The following is a 16,250-nucleotide window of genomic DNA, read 5'->3' as shown; positions in this document are numbered from 1 at the left end:
AGAAGCAACAAGGCTTCTAGTTTAGTTTTTACTCAACTTCAGCATCGATTACATCATCGTCTTTTTTCTTTTGAGCGTTTGGTTCTTCTTTTTTATACATATTTTCTGCTAATTTATGAGAAACTTCACTTAAAGCTTTCATTTTACCTTCGATTTCTTCTTTAGAAGCATTAGCATTTTTCAATGTCTCTTTTAACTCATCTAAGGCTTTTTGAATATTTGCTTTATCATCATCGCTTACTTTATCTCCAAGCTCACTTAAAGATTTTTCTACTTGATGTACTAAGCTATCAGCAGCATTTCTAGCTTCTACTGCCTCCTTGCGTTTTCTATCTTCTTCTTTGTGAAGCTCTGCATCTTTTACCATGTTGTTGATTTCTTCTTCACTTAGTCCGCTTGAACCTGTGATTTTAATCTCTTGAGCCTTACCTGTAGCTTTATCTTTTGCACTAACTGTTAAAATACCATTTGCATCAATATCAAAAGTTACTTCAATTTGTGGCATACCGCGAGGTGCTGGTGGAATTCCTTCAAGATTGAAATTTCCTAAAGATTTATTATCACGGCTAAATTCTCTCTCACCTTGTAAAACATTGATAGTAACTGCGCTTTGATTATCTTCAGCAGTTGAGAAAACTTGCTCTTTTTTAGTTGGTATAGTTGTACCTTTTTCGATGATTTTAGTCATCACACCACCTAAAGTTTCAATACCTAAAGAAAGCGGAGTAACATCAAGCAATAATACATCTTTAACATCACCTTTAATAACCGCACCTTGAATCGCCGCTCCAATTGCAACAACTTCATCAGGATTTACTGATTTATTAAGCTCTTTTCCAAAGGCTTTTTTAACTTCTTCTTGCACTAGTGGAACACGGGTAGAACCACCCACCATAACGATTTCTTTTACTTCACTTTTATCAAGCCCTGCATCTTTTACTACTTCATTAATTTTACTAATAGTTTCAGCAACTAAACCATCAATCATACTTTCAAATTTAGCTCTTGTTAGAGTTTTAGTTAAGTGTTTTGGACCACTTGCATCAGCTGTGATAAATGGTAAATTAATATTAGTTTCATTAGCTGAACTCAATTCTTTTTTAGCATTTTCAGCTGCTTCTTTTAATCTTTGTAAAGCCATTACATCGTTTTTAAGATCAATACCTGTTTCATCTTTAAACTCATTTGCTAAAAAATCGATTAATTTATTATCAAAATCATCACCGCCTAAAAATGCATTACCGCCTGTTGCTAAAACTTCTACAACATTATCACCTGTTTCAAGCACAGTAACATCAAATGTACCACCGCCTAAATCATAAACTACAATTTTTTCACTTTCTTTTTTATCAAGTCCGTAAGCCAAAGCTGCTGCAGTTGGTTCGTTGATAATTCTTAATACATTCAATCCTGCAATTTGTCCTGCTTCTTTTGTAGCTTTTCTTTGTGCATCATTAAAATACGCTGGAACAGTAATAACCGCATCTTCTACTTTCTCGCCCAAGAAAGCTTCTGCATCTTCTTTTAATTTCATTAAAACTTTTGCTGAAATTTCTTGTGGAGTATAAATTTTACCTGCTATTTCAATCGCACAAGCCCCATTTCTCTCTGTGATATGATAAGGTAAGCGATTTTTAGCTTCTTTTGCTGCTTCTTCGTTGATCATCAAACCCATAATTCTTTTTATAGAATAAATAGTTTTTTCAGGATTAGTCACAGCTTGACGCTTAGCGCTATCTCCAACTAAAACTTCTCCCTTATCTGTAAAAGCAACTACTGAAGGAGTAGTGTTTTTACCTTCTTTATTTGGGATAACTTTACTCTCGCCTCTTTCATATACACTCACACAAGAATTTGTTGTACCTAAATCTATACCTATAACTTTTGCCATTTTTTATCCTTTTTATTAAATTTTATTTTGCAACACTAACTTTTGCTGATCTAATTACTCTATCATTCATCATATAGCCCTTTTGTAAAAGTTGGACAATATGATTACTTTCATGATCGGCGCTTTCAACATGAAACATCGCTTCATGTAAATTTGGATCAAACTCACCATTTGCTTCTATTGCTTTAACCATATGTTTTTCAAGTTTTTTCAAAAGCAAGTCTAAAGTGTTTTGAACCCCTTCTTTTATTTTCAAACTTAATTCATCATTAGCTTCTACATTAATAGCCGCCTCTAATGCATCAACTACATCAAGCAAATCTTTAGCAAAACTTTCATTTGCATAAATTGTTGCTGAAATTTTTTCTTTTTCCATTCTTTTTTTGATATTTTCAAATTCAGCATTTGCTCTTAAATAAGTATCTTTTAACTCATTATACTCTGCTTGAAGTTTTTCTAATTCATTGTTTTGATTTTCTGAATTTTCCACTACTTCTTCTTGCATTTGCTCATTTTGCTTTTCTTCGCTCACGCAGCCTCCTTTATAATATTTAACATTGTTTTAAAATCAGAATACACACTACCAGCAAAAACCACATTAGATTCTTTGCCTAAAAATGTACTCTTAAGCTTTAATCCCATAAAACCCTCTTCAAATAAAGGATCAAATTGCAATTTATCGTTAAAATAAAATCCAATTTGAGGAGATAAAAGCTTAGCAAATTCATCATTTTGATAAATTTGATAAGCTTTACTCTCATTATATCTATAATAAACCATAGCTTCTTTTAGCATAGTTATTTTTTCCAATAACTCTTTAAACTCAACTCTAAAAGCTAAATTTTCAATACTTTTTAAATCAAGTCCTATAAGTCTTTGTAAGAAAACCAGACTATCTTGGCTAAATCTTAAAACCAACTCATTTTGTCCAAAATCAAGTATGATAAATTTATCATTAACCTTGGTAATATCTTGTAAAATAAGCTCATCGCCACCATAAACTAAGGTATAAATTTCAAACTTATCAAGCAAAAACTCTAATAATGCAAGATCGTTAATCACAATCTCATCTTCGCAAAGTTGCTCATACCAATAAGCCTTCATAGCACTAAAAGTTGGTATGCGACCACTGCTAATATGAAGTTGCGTTAATACACCCTCATCGCTTAATTTTTTAAAATAAACTCTTATAGTAGAAGCAGGTATGCTAACTTTATGATTTAACTCATTAGAACCCACAGGGTTATTACCCTCTAGATAGGTTTCAATGATAGTTTTTAAAATTAAATCTTTTTTACTATAAGACTTCACTATAAAACCTTAAATTTTTTATTTTAGCACTCAATGTTTTTAAGTGACAAAATAATTATACAACTTTAGTATAATAATGTCAAGTTATTTTTAAATAAAAATATTTAAAATTATTTAGTCTATATAACTAAAGTTTATTTAGCCATTTATATATAATATATAAAAACTTATTTTTCAGTTTTTTTAAAAGAAAAGATAATATAATTGCGTCTAGCAATATTTTTTAAAAGGTTTATAATAATGAAAAATCTTACTTTAAGAGAAAAGCAAGATCTTGAAGCTTATGTGTTTTCCAATATAGAAAGAAAAAAAATGGCTTTAAGTAGAATTTTAAAGTTATATTATTTAAGATTTTTTAGACTAGTTTTTTAATTTATATTTTCTCATACCCTCTTTTGTGAAAGATAAGTCTTTAAAATCAGGGGATGAGATTAACTCCATACAAGTTTTATCCAAATTTTCCATTCCACTTACTTGCATACTAGCTTGCAAATTTTCATCTAAATATAAATCAAAAATTACACAAGCTTGATTATTGACCTTGTAGAGAATTTTTCCACCTTTTTTCTCATCTAGTTCATACGCTTGTAATTTATCATTTTTATTCATTCTCTTAATTTCATTTGCAAAAGATTGATGCAAGGTATAATAAATCATAAAATCGCGCATAATATTTTTAATATCAGCAATTTCTTTTTTTAGTTTTGATAAATCTTTAGTGTATAAACTTATAAATTGCGTATTTAAGTATTCATTTAGACTTTTTTCGTTTAAATTTTCACACAATGGATAAATTTTAACCACAAAAGCCTTATCTTTAGCAAGTACTATATCTACACAAGCTTGTTTGTTTTGTTTGTATTCTAAAAATAAAGCTTGACTAGAGCTTAAATTTAGCGTGTTTTGTTTATTATAAGCAAAATCACTTAAATCTTCATAGATATTTGCATAAGAAAAAATTCCTATAAAAAGCAATAATAAATTTTTCATTCAAATAAATCTTTATGATGAATTTTTAAGTACTCCACTACTTCTAAGATCTCATCAACTCCTTCTTTTTGGGTATTATGACAAACTTCATCAATACAATCAATATAAACTCCAATTGCTTTTTCTAATTTTACTCTTTTTACCCCAGCAAACAAGAGCATTGCTTCTAAAACTATACTTAATTCATATTGTAAATTTTCTATTTCTTCTTTAAAATCATGATTTGTTTTCATTATTTTCCTTTAATTCTTTACTTTTAATTAAATCTACAAATTGTGCTTTTATAAAATCATAATTAGAGCTATCTTTATACGCAGCAAATAATCCTCCGCTAGCATTTTTATGCCCTCCCCCATTGACCAAACTTTTAGCCATCAAACTCACATCGATTTTATTATTTGCTCTAAAACTTAAGGTTTTTCTCGAACTAAGATCAACAAAAAAATCAAAATCAGGATTTTGCATTAAAAAATCATTTCCAATTACGGAAGTATTGCCTATATTTGAAGTTAATAAACCTTTACTTCCTTTATAAAATACACTAAATTTTTCTTTATTTACACTTAGTCTTTCTACTATAAATTTAGAAATTAAATTGCTTAAAGTATCATCATTTTCTTTTTTAAAAAAAGATTTTTTTAAGCCATGTAAATCATCATCTAAATTAATATGAGCATTTTTTTGATGAATGTATTTTCTACAAACATCAAAAAGATAAAAAAGATATTTGATATTTTCTTGTGCAAACATTACTCTATTGATTTCTTTTGCTCCAGAAACCATACCAAGTAGTACTTTTCCAAGTTCAAAATTCTCATCTTCACTCAACCAAATATCTACTGCATTTACCACATCTACAAATTCTGACAAAGCCTTATTTTCACCATAACATTTACTAAAAAAATCATAAACAATCTTAGTAGCACATCTTTTATCATCTAAAAAATACCAAGGATATTTTTGCATACATTCTAAGCCACTTTGATGATGATCTAAAAGTAAAAGTTTGATTTTTTTGCCTTCTATGGCTTTTTGAAAATCTTCACATTGACTTAATGTTAAATTTAAATCCGTGATTAAAATCACAAATTCTTCATTAGGATTTTGCTTTAAATCTTCTTCTATATTTTTAAAAATCACATTAAAATTTTCATTAATCTCTTTACCATAATTAGAATTATAAAAATAACAATTCTTAAAATAAAAATCTAGCACATACTGACAAGCATAACCATCTAAATCCGTATGTGAAAGATGATAAATTTTCATATTTTTCCTTTATAAATTATCAACTTTTATAATACCTTCTGTTTCAAATTTAGTATTTTCTGCAATCTCAGCAAAACTTAAGACCGTAATATTAATACCAAAATTAGAACAAATATCAGCGATAAATTTTCTAAGTTGCGGCTCAACACAAAGCAAGAAAGGTTTAATTCTTGTATTTGCCACACTTGCAAGTTCAGCTTTTAAAGCTTCTACCAAAGCACCAGTTTGAGCTACATTTATCATTAAATGATACGAACCATCTTTAAACTGCACATGCTCCATTAATTTTGCAGCTGCAGCTGCATCAAAAATATAAAAGCTAATTTGCCCTTTTTCATCCACATATAAATTTGTAATCGCTCTTGCTAAAGAAGCCCTTACATGCTCAATAATCATATCCAAACTCTTGCTTACTTCAGCTATATCACTAATTGATTCTAAAATTGTAAGCATATCTTTAATAGGAATATGCTCTTTAAGTAAAGCTTTTAAAACTTTTTGAATCAAACCTATACTAGCAACTCTTAAACAATCATCTACCACGATAGGATAATCATTTTTGATTTTATCTAGTAAATTTTGCACTTCTTGTTTAGTTAAAAGCTCTGAAGCATTAGCTTTTATAAGCTCACTCATATGGGTTGAAATCACACTTGCTGGATCAATTACAATATAACCATTCAGCGTTGCCTCGTCTTTTAAAGATGATTCTATCCACAAAGCATCAGAATTAAAAGCAGGTTCTTTAGTAGCTATACCTTCGATAGGTTCAGTGATAAAACCACTATCCATAGCTAGATATTTATCAGGATAAATTTCAGCACTAGCTATACCTACACCTTTGAGTTTAAAAGTATATTCATTTGGTTTTAATTGCAAATTATCTCTAATTCTAATTTTTGGCATTAAAAAACCTAAACTTTGAGCTATATTGCGTCTTGTTGATCTAATACGCTCTGTTAATTCACTTTCTGCTAGTTTGATAAGTCCATAACCTAATTCTAATTCTAAAATTTCTAATTTTAAAATATCTGTGATTTTATTCTCTTCTTCTTTTAAGATTTCTTCTTCGCTGCGTTTTTGAGGTTTAGCTTGTTCTTCTTCATGGGTTTCTTGAGACTTTTTAGCTGAAATTGCATTGATTTGAATTTTACCTTCTTGCACTTGCTTTATCATATAACCAAGTCCTAAAAACACCAAAGCCATAAAGCCCAAAGAAAAATGTGGCAAGCCTGGTACTAAAGCAAATATAAATAAAACAAAGCCTACAATTAATAAAGTTTTGTATTCCCCTAAAAGCTGATTGATAGAACCTTCAGCAAAATTATCCTCATCTTTACTAGCACGCGTGATGATAATTGCAGTTGCCGTTGAAGTTATAAGTCCAGGAATTTGAGAAACAAGTCCATCGCCTATTGTTAATATAGTATAAGTTGAAGCACATTCTCCAAGCTCCATATCATGCTGAAAATAACCTATCATAAACCCACCAATTAAATTTACAATGGTGATAATAATCCCAGCAACAGCATCCCCTTTTATAAATTTAGAAGAACCATCCATTGCTCCATAAAAATTTGCTTCAGCTATGATTTCTTGGCGTCTTGCGCGTGCAGTTTTTTCATCAATCAAACCTGCATTTAAATCCGCATCAATAGCCATTTGCTTACCTGGCATTGCATCAAGGGTAAATCTTGCTTGAACTTCAGAAACCCTTGTACTACCTTTAGTTACAACCATAAAATTGATTAAAACTAAAATACAAAAAACAACCATACCTATAACATAATTTCCACCAACAACAAATTCACCAAAACTTGCCACTATATCACTAACAGCAGCTGGACCTTGATGACCCTCGCTTAAAATCATACGCGTTGTAGCTATGTTAAGTGAAAGTCTAAAAAGCGTAATAATTAAAATCATAGTTGGAAAAGTTGTTAAATCTGTAGGTTTTGGTATATATAAAGAAATTAAAATAATTAAAACTGAAATTGCTATACTTAAAGCAAGAAAAAAATCTAAAACTATACTTGGTAAAGGTACTATAATAATAGCTAAAATTGCAATAATTACAGCTACTATAGTTAGACTCTTTGCCTTTAAAATAGGTGCAACAAGTGGAGCAATCCAAGGCAATACTAAGCTAAAAATATCCCTTTTAGCCATTATTTTGAATAATATCCTCTAGAGTAATAGAAACTAAAAAATCATCTATCTTATTTTGAAGCTTTACCAACACAGGCATAATTTTACAATTTTCTTCTTTTTGCGAAGGACAAATTCCATTACTGCACTCAAATACATTGATAGATTTTTTCTCTACACTATTAATAATTTCTTTTAAAGTGTATTCACTTGGCTTTTTAACAAGCATAAATCCACCTTTAGCACCCTTATAAGATTTCAAAAGTGCGTCTTTGGCAAGTGCTTGTAAAATTTTCGCCAAAAAACTTTTTGGTATATCTAAAACACTTGACATAGTATCTACATCTTGCGGTTCTTGGGATTTTGCTATATGAATTAAAGACAATAAAGCATATTCGCTAGCTTTGGTAAATAACACTTTTTTCCTTTCACTGAAATATTAATAAACAATATCTATTTTTAACTTTAAATAAAAATTTTAATTATATCAAAAATATGTGTTGTTAAATATTAAATTTCTTATTTTTTAAATTTCAGCATTTTTTTTGTTTTTTTAGTTATAATTGCACTTTTTATTTTAATACCGCTCAGGAGGTCTATTATGGCTTTAGATTCGGCTAAAAAAGCAGAAATAGTTGCAAAATTTGCTAGAAAAGAAGGAGATACGGGTTCTCCAGAAGTTCAAATCGCACTTTTAAGTGCAAGAATTTCAGATTTAACAGAACATTTAAAAATCTACAAAAAAGATTTTTCTTCTCGTTTAGGTCTTTTAAAGCTTGTTGGTCAAAGAAAAAGACTTTTATCTTATCTAAAAAGAAAAGATTATCAAGCTTATTCTAAATTAATCAGCGAATTAAATTTAAGAGATAAATAAGCCTAGTGCTTATTTATCTTTAATATATTTTATTTTAGTTATTTACCACTTCTTTAATTTAAGTTTTCAAAATTTCAATATTTTATTCACAAGAGTTTCACGATGTGATTTTAGCTTCTAAGTATCTAAAAATAGCACTTTAAGTTTTATGAGTAAAAATATTTTTCACATTTAATTTTATTGATTTTTAATGTTTTTTCACTTTTGCTATAAAAAACCCATCTGCATAATTATCTGGTAAAACTCTTTTGGCAAATGACAAGTCAAAATCATCACTTTTCGCATTAATGAAATTAACATTTAATAAATCAAAATCTAGTAATTCTAATTTAAAATTTTCATTTCTTAACGCATTTTCTAAAACAGCTTCATTTTCTTCTCTTAAAAATGTACAAGTACTATACACCAATTCCCCACCATGTTTTAAGGCTAGTAATGCTGAATGTAAAAGTTTTTTTTGTAAATTTGCTATTTTCTTAATTTCTTTTGTGTTTTTTTGTATTTCAAAACCCATTTTTGCAAAAGTTGAACAAGGCGCATCAAGCAAAATTTTATCAAATTTCAAAGGACAAGCTTTACCTATAGTGCGTGCGTCTTTTAAGAAGCATTTTGCAATTTTAACTTGATAATTTTCCATAGTTGTTTTTAAGGTAAAAAAGCGTGTTTTAGATAATTCACAACTTGCTAAATAACCTTCATTTTGCATAAAATTGGCCAAATTTAAACTTTTTCCACCAGGAGCTGCACACATATCTAATACACTCTCACCAGCTTTAACGCCCAAGGTTTTAGCACATAAATACGAAGAATAATTTTGTATATAAAACTTACCCTCATTAAAAGCATTCATTGAGCTTAATTTGCTTTTAAAAATACTAGGTATTTTATAACAATACAAATCAATTTTTTTAAATTTTATATTTTTTTCATTTAGAATTTCTTCTAGTTTTTCATTGTCAATAAGCAAAGAATTTCTAAAAATATTGACATATTTTTCTTGATTAAAACTTTGAAGGATTTGTTCTTTTTGCTCTTTTGTATAAATTTCATCTAAAGCTGTATTTAAATCAAGCAAGGCCATAAAAATCCTTTAAAAATAAATATGCAGCTAAAGAATCAAGTTTGCCATCTTTTTTCTTTAAATTCACTACACCAAGCTCTTGTGCGTTTTTAGAGCTAAAACTCTCATCAACAAAAAAAACTTCTTTATCAAAACCAAGTAAAGATATGAAATACTCTATTCTTTTTCGCATTTCATCTTCACTAGATCCGCCCAAAGGAATTCCTACCACCAAAGTATTTACATCATAGTCTTTAATGTATTTTTTTACCTCATTTGCTGCTTGATTGCGGTTTTTTCTAATGATAGCTTCAAGTGGCATGGCCATGCTTTTATTAATACACAAAGCAACACCAATACGCTTTAAACCTATATCTAACGCTAAAGTATTCATATGCAAGCTCTTACTTTCACTCCAGAAATTTCCACCAGACCCTCAAGTTCATATTCATAAACTCTATCACCAAATTTTTTCAAAACTTTTTCTAAATCATTTTCATGCTTTAAAAAGCTTAACAAATCATCCTCACTTTGCTCTTGATAAAGCTCTCCAAACATTTTTACAAATTCCTCAAAATTATGAATTAAATTTGCTTTTTTTGTGGCTAAAAGTAAATTTGTTCCTTCACTTTCATCTTTCCTATGAGGTAATACATATATAGGTTTATTCATACTCAAAGCAAGCCTTGCACTTTGCATAGAACCACTTTTTAAATCAGCTTGAGCTATTATAACAACCTCACTTAAAGCAATAATAAGCCTATTTCTTAATAAAAAATCATATGGCTTTGCTTTATATTTTGCTTCATTTTCACTTAAAGCTAATGCATTTTCATAAATATTTAAAATTTCATTTGTATTAGCTTTTGGATAAATCTCATCAAGTCCATTAGCAAATATGGCTATAGTTTGAGGATAAGCTATTTTAGCTGCTTGGATATCCACACCCAAAGCCCCACCACTTACTACACAAACCTTAGTCTTTTTTAACAAAGATACTAACTCAATGAGACAATTTTTAGTATAAACGCTCATTTTTCTAGAACCTATAATAGCTACTTTTCTAGCATTTAAAAGCTCTAAATTGCCTTTATAATAAATCTTTGAAGGTGGATTTAAAAGATTTTTAAAATCTTCAATATTCTCAATAAATTTCATTTAAATATACAAGTTCAACTGAATTTAACAAATCTTTACTTTGCACCAAAGCTTTAAAAGTCTTTTCTCTTGGATGACCAATAGCTATAGCAAAACCTTTCTTTCTTGCCTCTTCTACTGCTTGTTTGAGTTGATTTTTAATATATGCTATATCATCTTCATTATCCAAAAAAACATCTCTAGCTATATAAGGCTGATTAAATTGACTTACTAAATTTTTAGCTTTAGAATTTCCTATGGTTCTTGAATCTACAAAAATAAAATCATTTTGTTTAAAAGCATTAAATAATTTTTCCATAGCCTGCTTATTTGCAGTAAATAAACTTCCTGTATGGTTGTTAATAAATTTTACCTTTGGAAATTGTTCTTTTACAAAAGCAATACGCTTGCTTATTTTTTCCATATCATCACTAGGGTGTAAAGTGTTTAATTCTGCCTTGTCATATTTTATAGCAGCAAGAGGCAAATGCACCATAAAAAAGTCAAAATCCTTTGCAAACTCAGCTGTATAAGGATGGCGTTTGTCAGGTGGAAAAAAAGATGGGATTAATTTTAAATTTGTTTTTTTAAGCATATCTACATGAGTGTGACTTGCCATATCATCTATAATAATTGCTAGACGAGGCTTGGTATTTTTTTGTACTAGAATTTGAGTTTTATTATCCTCGCTTTTATCTGATATATTTTGCTCTTCATTTTTTGATTCTTTGCTTGTATTTTGATCTATTACTTCTAAAATTGAAGTTTGATTATCTTCTTTAGTTTGATTTAACTCTGTATTTACAGGGTTTAAATTTAAAATTTCACTAATATTTTTATCTAAAAATTCTAAATTTTCATTTTCTAAAGTCAAATTTATATCATTAAAACTAAAATTATTTTCTTGTTCTATTATAGGTAATGGTTCTTTTTTGTTTATTGTTTGATTGTAATCTAAACCTTTATTTTCTTCTTTTTTTAAAAACAAAGCTCCAAATGCAAAAAGAAAAATTCCAATTACAACAAGACAAAGCGCTAAAAGCACTTTGTATTTTTTATTTATAGTTTTCAAATTAGTTTTTATCTTTATCAACTAATTTTTTAGCACTAATCCAAGGCATCATAGCGCGAAGTTCGCGTCCTGTTTTTTCTATCAAAGAATCATTCATTAATTTACGCTCTGCATGCATTCTTGCAAAATTCGCTCTTCTTTCTAAGATAAAATCTTTAGCAAAACTTCCATTTTGTATATCTTTTAAAACACCTTTCATAGCCTCTTTAGTTTCTTTGGTAATAATCTTAGGCCCTGTGATATAATCTCCATATTCAGCAGTATTAGAAACAGAATATCTCATATCAGCAATACCACCTTGATAAATCAAATCTACAATTAATTTCATTTCATGCAAACACTCAAAATACGCCATTTCAGGTTCATACCCTGCTTCAACTAAGGTTTCAAAACCAGCTTGGATTAAAGCACTAAGTCCTCCACAAAGCACCGCTTGTTCGCCAAATAAATCTGTTTCAGTTTCAGCTTTAAAAGTCGTTTCTATAATACCTGTTCTACCACCACCTATAGCACTAGCATAACTTAAAGCTAAATTTTTAGCATTTTTACTTTCATCTTGGTGGATAGCAATTAAGCAAGGAGTGCCCCCGCCTATACTAAATTCATGTCTTACAGTATGACCTGGAGCTTTAGGAGCTATCATAATCACATCTATACCTTTTGGAGCAACAATTTGTCCATAATGGATATTAAATCCATGTGCAAATGCTAGAGTTTTACCTGCTTTTAATTCAGTTTTAATTTCTTCATTAAAAATTTCACTTTGAATTTCATCAGGAGCTAAAATCATAATCAAATCTGCTTCTTTAGTAGCTTCTTTTACACTTTTTACTATAAAATTTGCTTTTTGAGCTTTTGCCCAACTTTGCCCACCCTCTTTTAAGCCTATGATCACTTCTACACCACTATCTCTTAAATTCATAGCATGAGCATGACCTTGAGAGCCAAAACCTATAATAGCTACTTTTTTTGATTTTATTAAATTAATATCACAATCTTTATCATAATAAATTGACACAGCCATTATGCACTCCTAAAATTAAAATTAAAGCAAAGATTATAACTAAAAAATATAAATTTAATCCTTTTATGATAAAATTTAAGCTTTGAAAAATTACTATAAAGAGTATTATGAAAGAATTATTTAATCAACTAAGCTATGGTCTAAATGCTGATGAAATTACCAATAAAAGCAAGCAAATCATTAGAGAGTTACTAACTTGCGATATCATTAAATTTTATAAAAACAAATACTATTTAAAAGATGGCTTTACTTTTGGTAAGATTGATATTTCAGCTAATGGAACGGGATTTTTAGAAAGTTTTGATCCTGTTTTTAAGCGTGATTTGCTCATAGAAAATAAAAATTTAAAAGGAGCAAATTATGCTGATATAGTTGTAGCAAAATTACTCCCTCTTAAAAAAAAGCGCCCAAGTGCTAAAGTTATTTTAATACTTAAAAGAGCCCATGAAACATCTTTGGTTATGACTAAAAAATACGGCGAAGCAGTCCTTGGAGTAAATATTCAAACAGGACTTACATGTGCCTTAAAAGCCTCTCAAAAATCCTTAAAAGCTCTGCCTTTAGGAACTATTTTAAAAATAGAAAATCATGATAATAATATCACTGAAGTGATAGGGCATATTGATGATGATTTTGTAGATGAAAAAATTTCCTTAGCACTTTTTAATAAAAATGCAGTTTTTGATAATTTATGTGAAAATGAAGCAAAAGCTTATGGAGATAAAGTTGATGCAAGTATGTATCCATCAAGAAAAGATCTTAGAAATTTAAATTTTTGCACCATTGATCCAATTGATGCAAAAGATTTTGATGATGCAATTTATTATGATAAAAATGAGCATGCTATTTATGTAGCCATAGCTGATGTAAGCGCTTATGTGCATGCTTATAGCGCTATTGATAAAGAAGCAAGATCAAGGGGTTTTTCGATTTATTTTCCTCATATTGCTATACCTATGTTACCAAGAGCTTTGAGTGAAAATATTTGCTCACTAAAACCTAATGAAGATAGATTAGCATTTTGTTTTAAAATAAGCTTAGATCAAAATAATGAAGTGATTAAAGAAGAGCTTTTTGAAGCTATTATCAACTCAAAACGCCGTTTTAATTACGATGAAGTTGATGAGTATTTACAAACGCAAGAAGATTTAGGCGCAATCAATTGGCTTTATGAGGTTTTCAAAATCACTCAAAATTTACGAAAAAAACGATTAAAAAATGCTTGTGAGTTTAAAACCCAAGAGCTAAGAATGACTTTAGATGAAAATAATAAACTCATAAAAACACGCCTTGAAAATGACACTGCCTCGCATAATTTAATCGAAGATTGCATGCTTTTAGCTAATAAAGCTGCAGCAAAACTCATTGATATAGGAGTTTTTAGAAATCATTTAAGTCCTGATTATAAAAAAATAGATCAATTGCTAGCTGATCTTTCAACACTTAGTATAGATATTAATCCTAAAAATAATGTCATAGAATTATTTAAAGACATTCAAGTCTTAGCAAATGAGCTAAATATAAGAGAAGAAGTAGATAAACTCATCATCAAGGCGCAAAAAAAAGCAGAATATTCTAGTGAAAATGCAGGGCATTTTGGCTTAGGTTTTGATAAATATACCCATTTTACAAGTCCTATTAGAAGATATTCTGATCTTATATTACATAGACTTTTAAAAGCTAAAATCAACAATGATGAAAAAATGTTTAATTATTTGCTTTTAAATATACAAAGCACTTGTGAGGAATTAAGCTTACTAGAAAGAGAGGCGGATAAAGTTGCTTGGCATTTCATGGATAGAAAATTTGCAAGATGGGCAAAAGAAAATATAGGAAAAAGATTTAAGGCTTTAGTGGTAGAAAATCAAAGTTCATTACAACTAAAATTAAATGATGAAATTAAGGGAGCTTTGATTACCATCGTAGGTTCAAGGGCAAATTTATTAGAAAATGTAGAAGTAGAAATCACTGAAGTAGATATTGTTAGTGCTAAAATTTTTGGCAAAATCACCAAGTATTTTAGTTTAGAAAGAAACCAAAATGTATAAAAATCAACTCCAAAGTTTACTTAATAGCAATAATTTTCCTAATTATTTCTTACTTTATGGAGCGGATAATTTCCAAATAGAGCTTTATACTAAATTTATTAAAGACAAATACTCTTTTGATGAGAGTTTAAGATTTTATTTTGAAGAATATGATTTTAAGCAAGCATATGATTATTTATCTAGCGCTTCCTTATTTAGCGAAAGAAAATTGCTAGAAATCAAAACTCAAAAGAAAATCCCAAGTAAAGAACTCAAGCAACTTTTACAGCTTTGTCAAAATTCGCAAGATAATTATTTTTTACTTGAAATTTATGATGAAAGCTCCAAACAAAGTGAAGCGGAGAAAATTTTTGCTAATAATTTTTGTAGATTTTATAAAGTAAATTCAGCTAAGGAAGGCATGGAATTACTAGCTTTAAAAGCTAAAGAATTAAATATTAACATTACTCAAAATGCCCTTTATGCTCTTTTTTATAATTTTAATGAAAATTTATATTTAGCAGCTAATGAGTTAAATAAATTTAGTGGTCTAAATATCGATGAAAAAATTATCCAAGAGCATTGTTATAGTTTAAGTACTATTAGTTTTGAAAGTTTTTTTGATAAATTAATGCAAAAACAAGATTTAAGAAACGAACTTGAAAATATTTTAGAAAATTACAATGAAATAGCATTGATTAATGCCTTATATGCAAATTTTTCTAGACTTTTTAAAATAGCTTTACATATTAAAATTTATGGAAATTTAGACTTAAAAGAAATTTTAGGCTATGCTCCACCTATTTCTGTGGCACAAAATCTTCAAAAACAAGCTCTTATGATCAAAATATCACAATATAAAAATATCTTTCTGATACTTTGTAATTGCGAATATGAATTAAAAAAGAATTCTAAAATAGAAAAAAAAGAATTTTTAATCGCAACACTTTTACAACTTAGCTCCATATTAAAAAGTTAAATTAAGAAAACTTATGGTAAAATGAAATTTGCATTTTATGCAAAATCCTTGCCTAAAATTTTAGGCTTTATATCCATAAGGAGAAATTAAATGAGACATTATGAAGTTTTATTCATATTAAAACCAACACTTACAGAAGAAGAAGTAAGTGCTAAGTTGGAATTCGTAAAAGAAGTCCTTACAAAAAATGGCGCGGAAATTGAAAGCGTAGTTCCAATGGGAACAAGAAAACTTGCGTACAAAATTAAAAAATACGAAAGAGGAACTTATTTTGTGATTTATTTCAAAGCTCCTACAAATTTAATAGCAGAGCTTGAAAGGGTATTAAGAATCACTGAAGAAGTAATCAGATTTTTAATCGTAAAATATGAAAATAAAAAAGAAATTGCAGCTTGGGAAAGACTAAGCAAGGGTATCAAACAAAATAAAAAAGAAATTAAAGCTAGTGAAAGCACAGAAGGCTAATTA

The 16,250-nt window shown here is 28.8% G+C and carries 18 protein-coding genes; 5 read left to right on the top strand and 13 right to left on the bottom strand.

The genetic code is table 11. The features are described from left to right. Positions 1-28: 28 nt before the first annotated feature. Genes dnaK through L8W56_RS00770 form a run of 3 tightly spaced genes read right to left on the bottom strand, consistent with a single transcriptional unit; the run spans position 29 to position 3,202 of the window. A complete protein-coding gene (gene dnaK, locus L8W56_RS00780) occupies positions 29-1,891 on the bottom strand; it encodes a molecular chaperone DnaK (protein WP_263659097.1) in 1,863 nt (620 codons plus the stop codon). A gap of 22 nt (positions 1,892-1,913) precedes the next feature. Beyond that, on the bottom strand, positions 1,914-2,423 hold the full coding sequence (grpE, locus tag L8W56_RS00775) for a nucleotide exchange factor GrpE (RefSeq protein WP_263659096.1): 510 nt from the start codon (positions 2,421-2,423) through the stop codon (positions 1,914-1,916). Continuing rightward, on the bottom strand, positions 2,420-3,202 hold the full coding sequence (locus L8W56_RS00770) for an HrcA family transcriptional regulator (RefSeq protein WP_258107533.1): 783 nt from the start codon (positions 3,200-3,202) through the stop codon (positions 2,420-2,422). Before L8W56_RS00770 ends, grpE begins: the two co-directional genes overlap by 4 nt. Before the next feature lie 240 nt (positions 3,203-3,442). Between L8W56_RS00770 and L8W56_RS00765 the strand changes: the two genes are divergently transcribed. After that, a complete protein-coding gene (locus L8W56_RS00765; RefSeq protein ID WP_256374638.1) occupies positions 3,443-3,574 on the top strand; it encodes a hypothetical protein in 132 nt (43 codons plus the stop codon). Here the strand turns inward: L8W56_RS00765 and L8W56_RS00760 are convergent. Genes L8W56_RS00760 through L8W56_RS00740 form a run of 5 tightly spaced genes read right to left on the bottom strand, consistent with a single transcriptional unit; the run spans position 3,563 to position 8,027 of the window. Further along, entirely contained in the window at positions 3,563-4,192 is a 630-nt protein-coding gene (locus L8W56_RS00760; protein ID WP_263659095.1) for a hypothetical protein, read from the bottom strand. The genes L8W56_RS00765 and L8W56_RS00760 overlap by 12 nt on opposite strands. Then, positions 4,189-4,425 (bottom strand): hypothetical protein, encoded by a 237-nt coding sequence (locus tag L8W56_RS00755; RefSeq protein WP_263659094.1) that lies wholly within the window; start codon positions 4,423-4,425, stop codon positions 4,189-4,191. The genes L8W56_RS00760 and L8W56_RS00755 overlap by 4 nt, the downstream gene beginning before the upstream one ends. Next, entirely contained in the window at positions 4,409-5,461 is a 1,053-nt protein-coding gene (locus tag L8W56_RS00750; RefSeq protein ID WP_263659093.1) for a DHH family phosphoesterase, read from the bottom strand. Before L8W56_RS00750 ends, L8W56_RS00755 begins: the two co-directional genes overlap by 17 nt. 9 nt (positions 5,462-5,470) lie before the next feature. Continuing rightward, positions 5,471-7,630, bottom strand: a complete 2,160-nt coding sequence (flhA, locus tag L8W56_RS00745; RefSeq protein ID WP_133318796.1) for a flagellar biosynthesis protein FlhA — start codon at positions 7,628-7,630, stop codon at positions 5,471-5,473. Beyond that, a complete protein-coding gene (locus L8W56_RS00740) occupies positions 7,623-8,027 on the bottom strand; it encodes an Rrf2 family transcriptional regulator (RefSeq protein WP_220567238.1) in 405 nt (134 codons plus the stop codon). Before L8W56_RS00740 ends, flhA begins: the two co-directional genes overlap by 8 nt. 183 nt (positions 8,028-8,210) lie before the next feature. Here L8W56_RS00740 and rpsO point away from each other — a divergent pair, with 183 nt between their 5' ends. Continuing rightward, on the top strand, positions 8,211-8,483 hold the full coding sequence (gene rpsO, locus L8W56_RS00735) for a 30S ribosomal protein S15 (RefSeq protein WP_012661650.1): 273 nt from the start codon (positions 8,211-8,213) through the stop codon (positions 8,481-8,483). Positions 8,484-8,670: 187 nt separating this feature from the next. Here rpsO and L8W56_RS00730 read toward each other — a convergent pair whose 3' ends face one another. From L8W56_RS00730 to ilvC, 5 genes are read right to left on the bottom strand one after another with little or no spacing between them, the layout of a single operon-like run. Continuing rightward, on the bottom strand, positions 8,671-9,564 hold the full coding sequence (locus tag L8W56_RS00730; RefSeq protein ID WP_263659091.1) for an RsmB/NOP family class I SAM-dependent RNA methyltransferase: 894 nt from the start codon (positions 9,562-9,564) through the stop codon (positions 8,671-8,673). Further along, entirely contained in the window at positions 9,551-9,937 is a 387-nt protein-coding gene (gene ruvX / locus L8W56_RS00725) for a Holliday junction resolvase RuvX (RefSeq protein WP_263659090.1), read from the bottom strand. Before ruvX ends, L8W56_RS00730 begins: the two co-directional genes overlap by 14 nt. Beyond that, on the bottom strand, positions 9,934-10,701 hold the full coding sequence (locus tag L8W56_RS00720) for a DNA-protecting protein DprA (RefSeq protein WP_263659089.1): 768 nt from the start codon (positions 10,699-10,701) through the stop codon (positions 9,934-9,936). The genes ruvX and L8W56_RS00720 overlap by 4 nt, the downstream gene beginning before the upstream one ends. Continuing rightward, complete coding sequence (locus tag L8W56_RS00715) at positions 10,688-11,752, bottom strand: divergent polysaccharide deacetylase family protein (RefSeq protein WP_263659088.1); 1,065 nt, start codon at positions 11,750-11,752, stop codon at positions 10,688-10,690. Before L8W56_RS00715 ends, L8W56_RS00720 begins: the two co-directional genes overlap by 14 nt. Before the next feature lies 1 nt (position 11,753). Next, positions 11,754-12,776, bottom strand: coding sequence for a ketol-acid reductoisomerase (gene ilvC, locus L8W56_RS00710; RefSeq protein ID WP_263659087.1), 1,023 nt, complete (start codon positions 12,774-12,776; stop codon positions 11,754-11,756). A gap of 107 nt (positions 12,777-12,883) precedes the next feature. Between ilvC and L8W56_RS00705 the strand changes: the two genes are divergently transcribed. The 3 genes from L8W56_RS00705 to rpsF all read left to right on the top strand — a co-directional run bounded on the left by L8W56_RS00705 (position 12,884) and on the right by rpsF (position 16,247). Then, entirely contained in the window at positions 12,884-14,824 is a 1,941-nt protein-coding gene (locus L8W56_RS00705) for a VacB/RNase II family 3'-5' exoribonuclease (protein WP_263659086.1), read from the top strand. Then, the gene (holA, locus tag L8W56_RS00700) at positions 14,817-15,782 is read left to right on the top strand and encodes a DNA polymerase III subunit delta (RefSeq protein ID WP_263659085.1); all 966 of its coding nucleotides are present in this window, start codon (positions 14,817-14,819) and stop codon (positions 15,780-15,782) included. Before L8W56_RS00705 ends, holA begins: the two co-directional genes overlap by 8 nt. A 90-nt stretch (positions 15,783-15,872) precedes the next feature. Further along, a complete protein-coding gene (gene rpsF / locus L8W56_RS00695; RefSeq protein ID WP_133318789.1) occupies positions 15,873-16,247 on the top strand; it encodes a 30S ribosomal protein S6 in 375 nt (124 codons plus the stop codon). The last annotated feature ends 3 nt before the right edge of the window (positions 16,248-16,250 follow it).

It is taken from the genome of Campylobacter sp. IFREMER_LSEM_CL1085 (genome assembly GCF_025772235.1).
GTDB lineage: Bacteria > Campylobacterota > Campylobacteria > Campylobacterales > Campylobacteraceae > Campylobacter_D > Campylobacter_D lari_D.
The sequence above is the reverse complement of the archived record's forward strand: the minus strand, read 5'-3'. Positions and strand labels throughout refer to the sequence as shown.

Excerpts from the sequence above, each read along its gene's own strand:
- rpsO (WP_012661650.1), top strand. The coding sequence starts at position 8,211 with ATGGCTTTAGATTCGGCTAAAAAAGCAGAAATAGTTGCAAAATTTGCT.
- ilvC (WP_263659087.1), bottom strand. The coding sequence starts at position 12,776 with ATGGCTGTGTCAATTTATTATGATAAAGATTGTGATATTAATTTAATA.
- L8W56_RS00750 (WP_263659093.1), bottom strand. The coding sequence starts at position 5,461 with ATGAAAATTTATCATCTTTCACATACGGATTTAGATGGTTATGCTTGT.
- ruvX (WP_263659090.1), bottom strand. The coding sequence starts at position 9,937 with ATGAATACTTTAGCGTTAGATATAGGTTTAAAGCGTATTGGTGTTGCT.
- L8W56_RS00755 (WP_263659094.1), bottom strand. The coding sequence starts at position 4,425 with ATGAAAACAAATCATGATTTTAAAGAAGAAATAGAAAATTTACAATAT.
- dnaK (WP_263659097.1), bottom strand. The coding sequence starts at position 1,891 with ATGGCAAAAGTTATAGGTATAGATTTAGGTACAACAAATTCTTGTGTG.
- L8W56_RS00765 (WP_256374638.1), top strand. The coding sequence starts at position 3,443 with ATGAAAAATCTTACTTTAAGAGAAAAGCAAGATCTTGAAGCTTATGTG.
- L8W56_RS00720 (WP_263659089.1), bottom strand. The coding sequence starts at position 10,701 with ATGAAATTTATTGAGAATATTGAAGATTTTAAAAATCTTTTAAATCCA.
- L8W56_RS00705 (WP_263659086.1), top strand. The coding sequence starts at position 12,884 with ATGAAAGAATTATTTAATCAACTAAGCTATGGTCTAAATGCTGATGAA.
- L8W56_RS00760 (WP_263659095.1), bottom strand. The coding sequence starts at position 4,192 with ATGAAAAATTTATTATTGCTTTTTATAGGAATTTTTTCTTATGCAAAT.
- holA (WP_263659085.1), top strand. The coding sequence starts at position 14,817 with ATGTATAAAAATCAACTCCAAAGTTTACTTAATAGCAATAATTTTCCT.
- L8W56_RS00730 (WP_263659091.1), bottom strand. The coding sequence starts at position 9,564 with ATGGCCTTGCTTGATTTAAATACAGCTTTAGATGAAATTTATACAAAA.
- flhA (WP_133318796.1), bottom strand. The coding sequence starts at position 7,630 with ATGGCTAAAAGGGATATTTTTAGCTTAGTATTGCCTTGGATTGCTCCA.
- rpsF (WP_133318789.1), top strand. The coding sequence starts at position 15,873 with ATGAGACATTATGAAGTTTTATTCATATTAAAACCAACACTTACAGAA.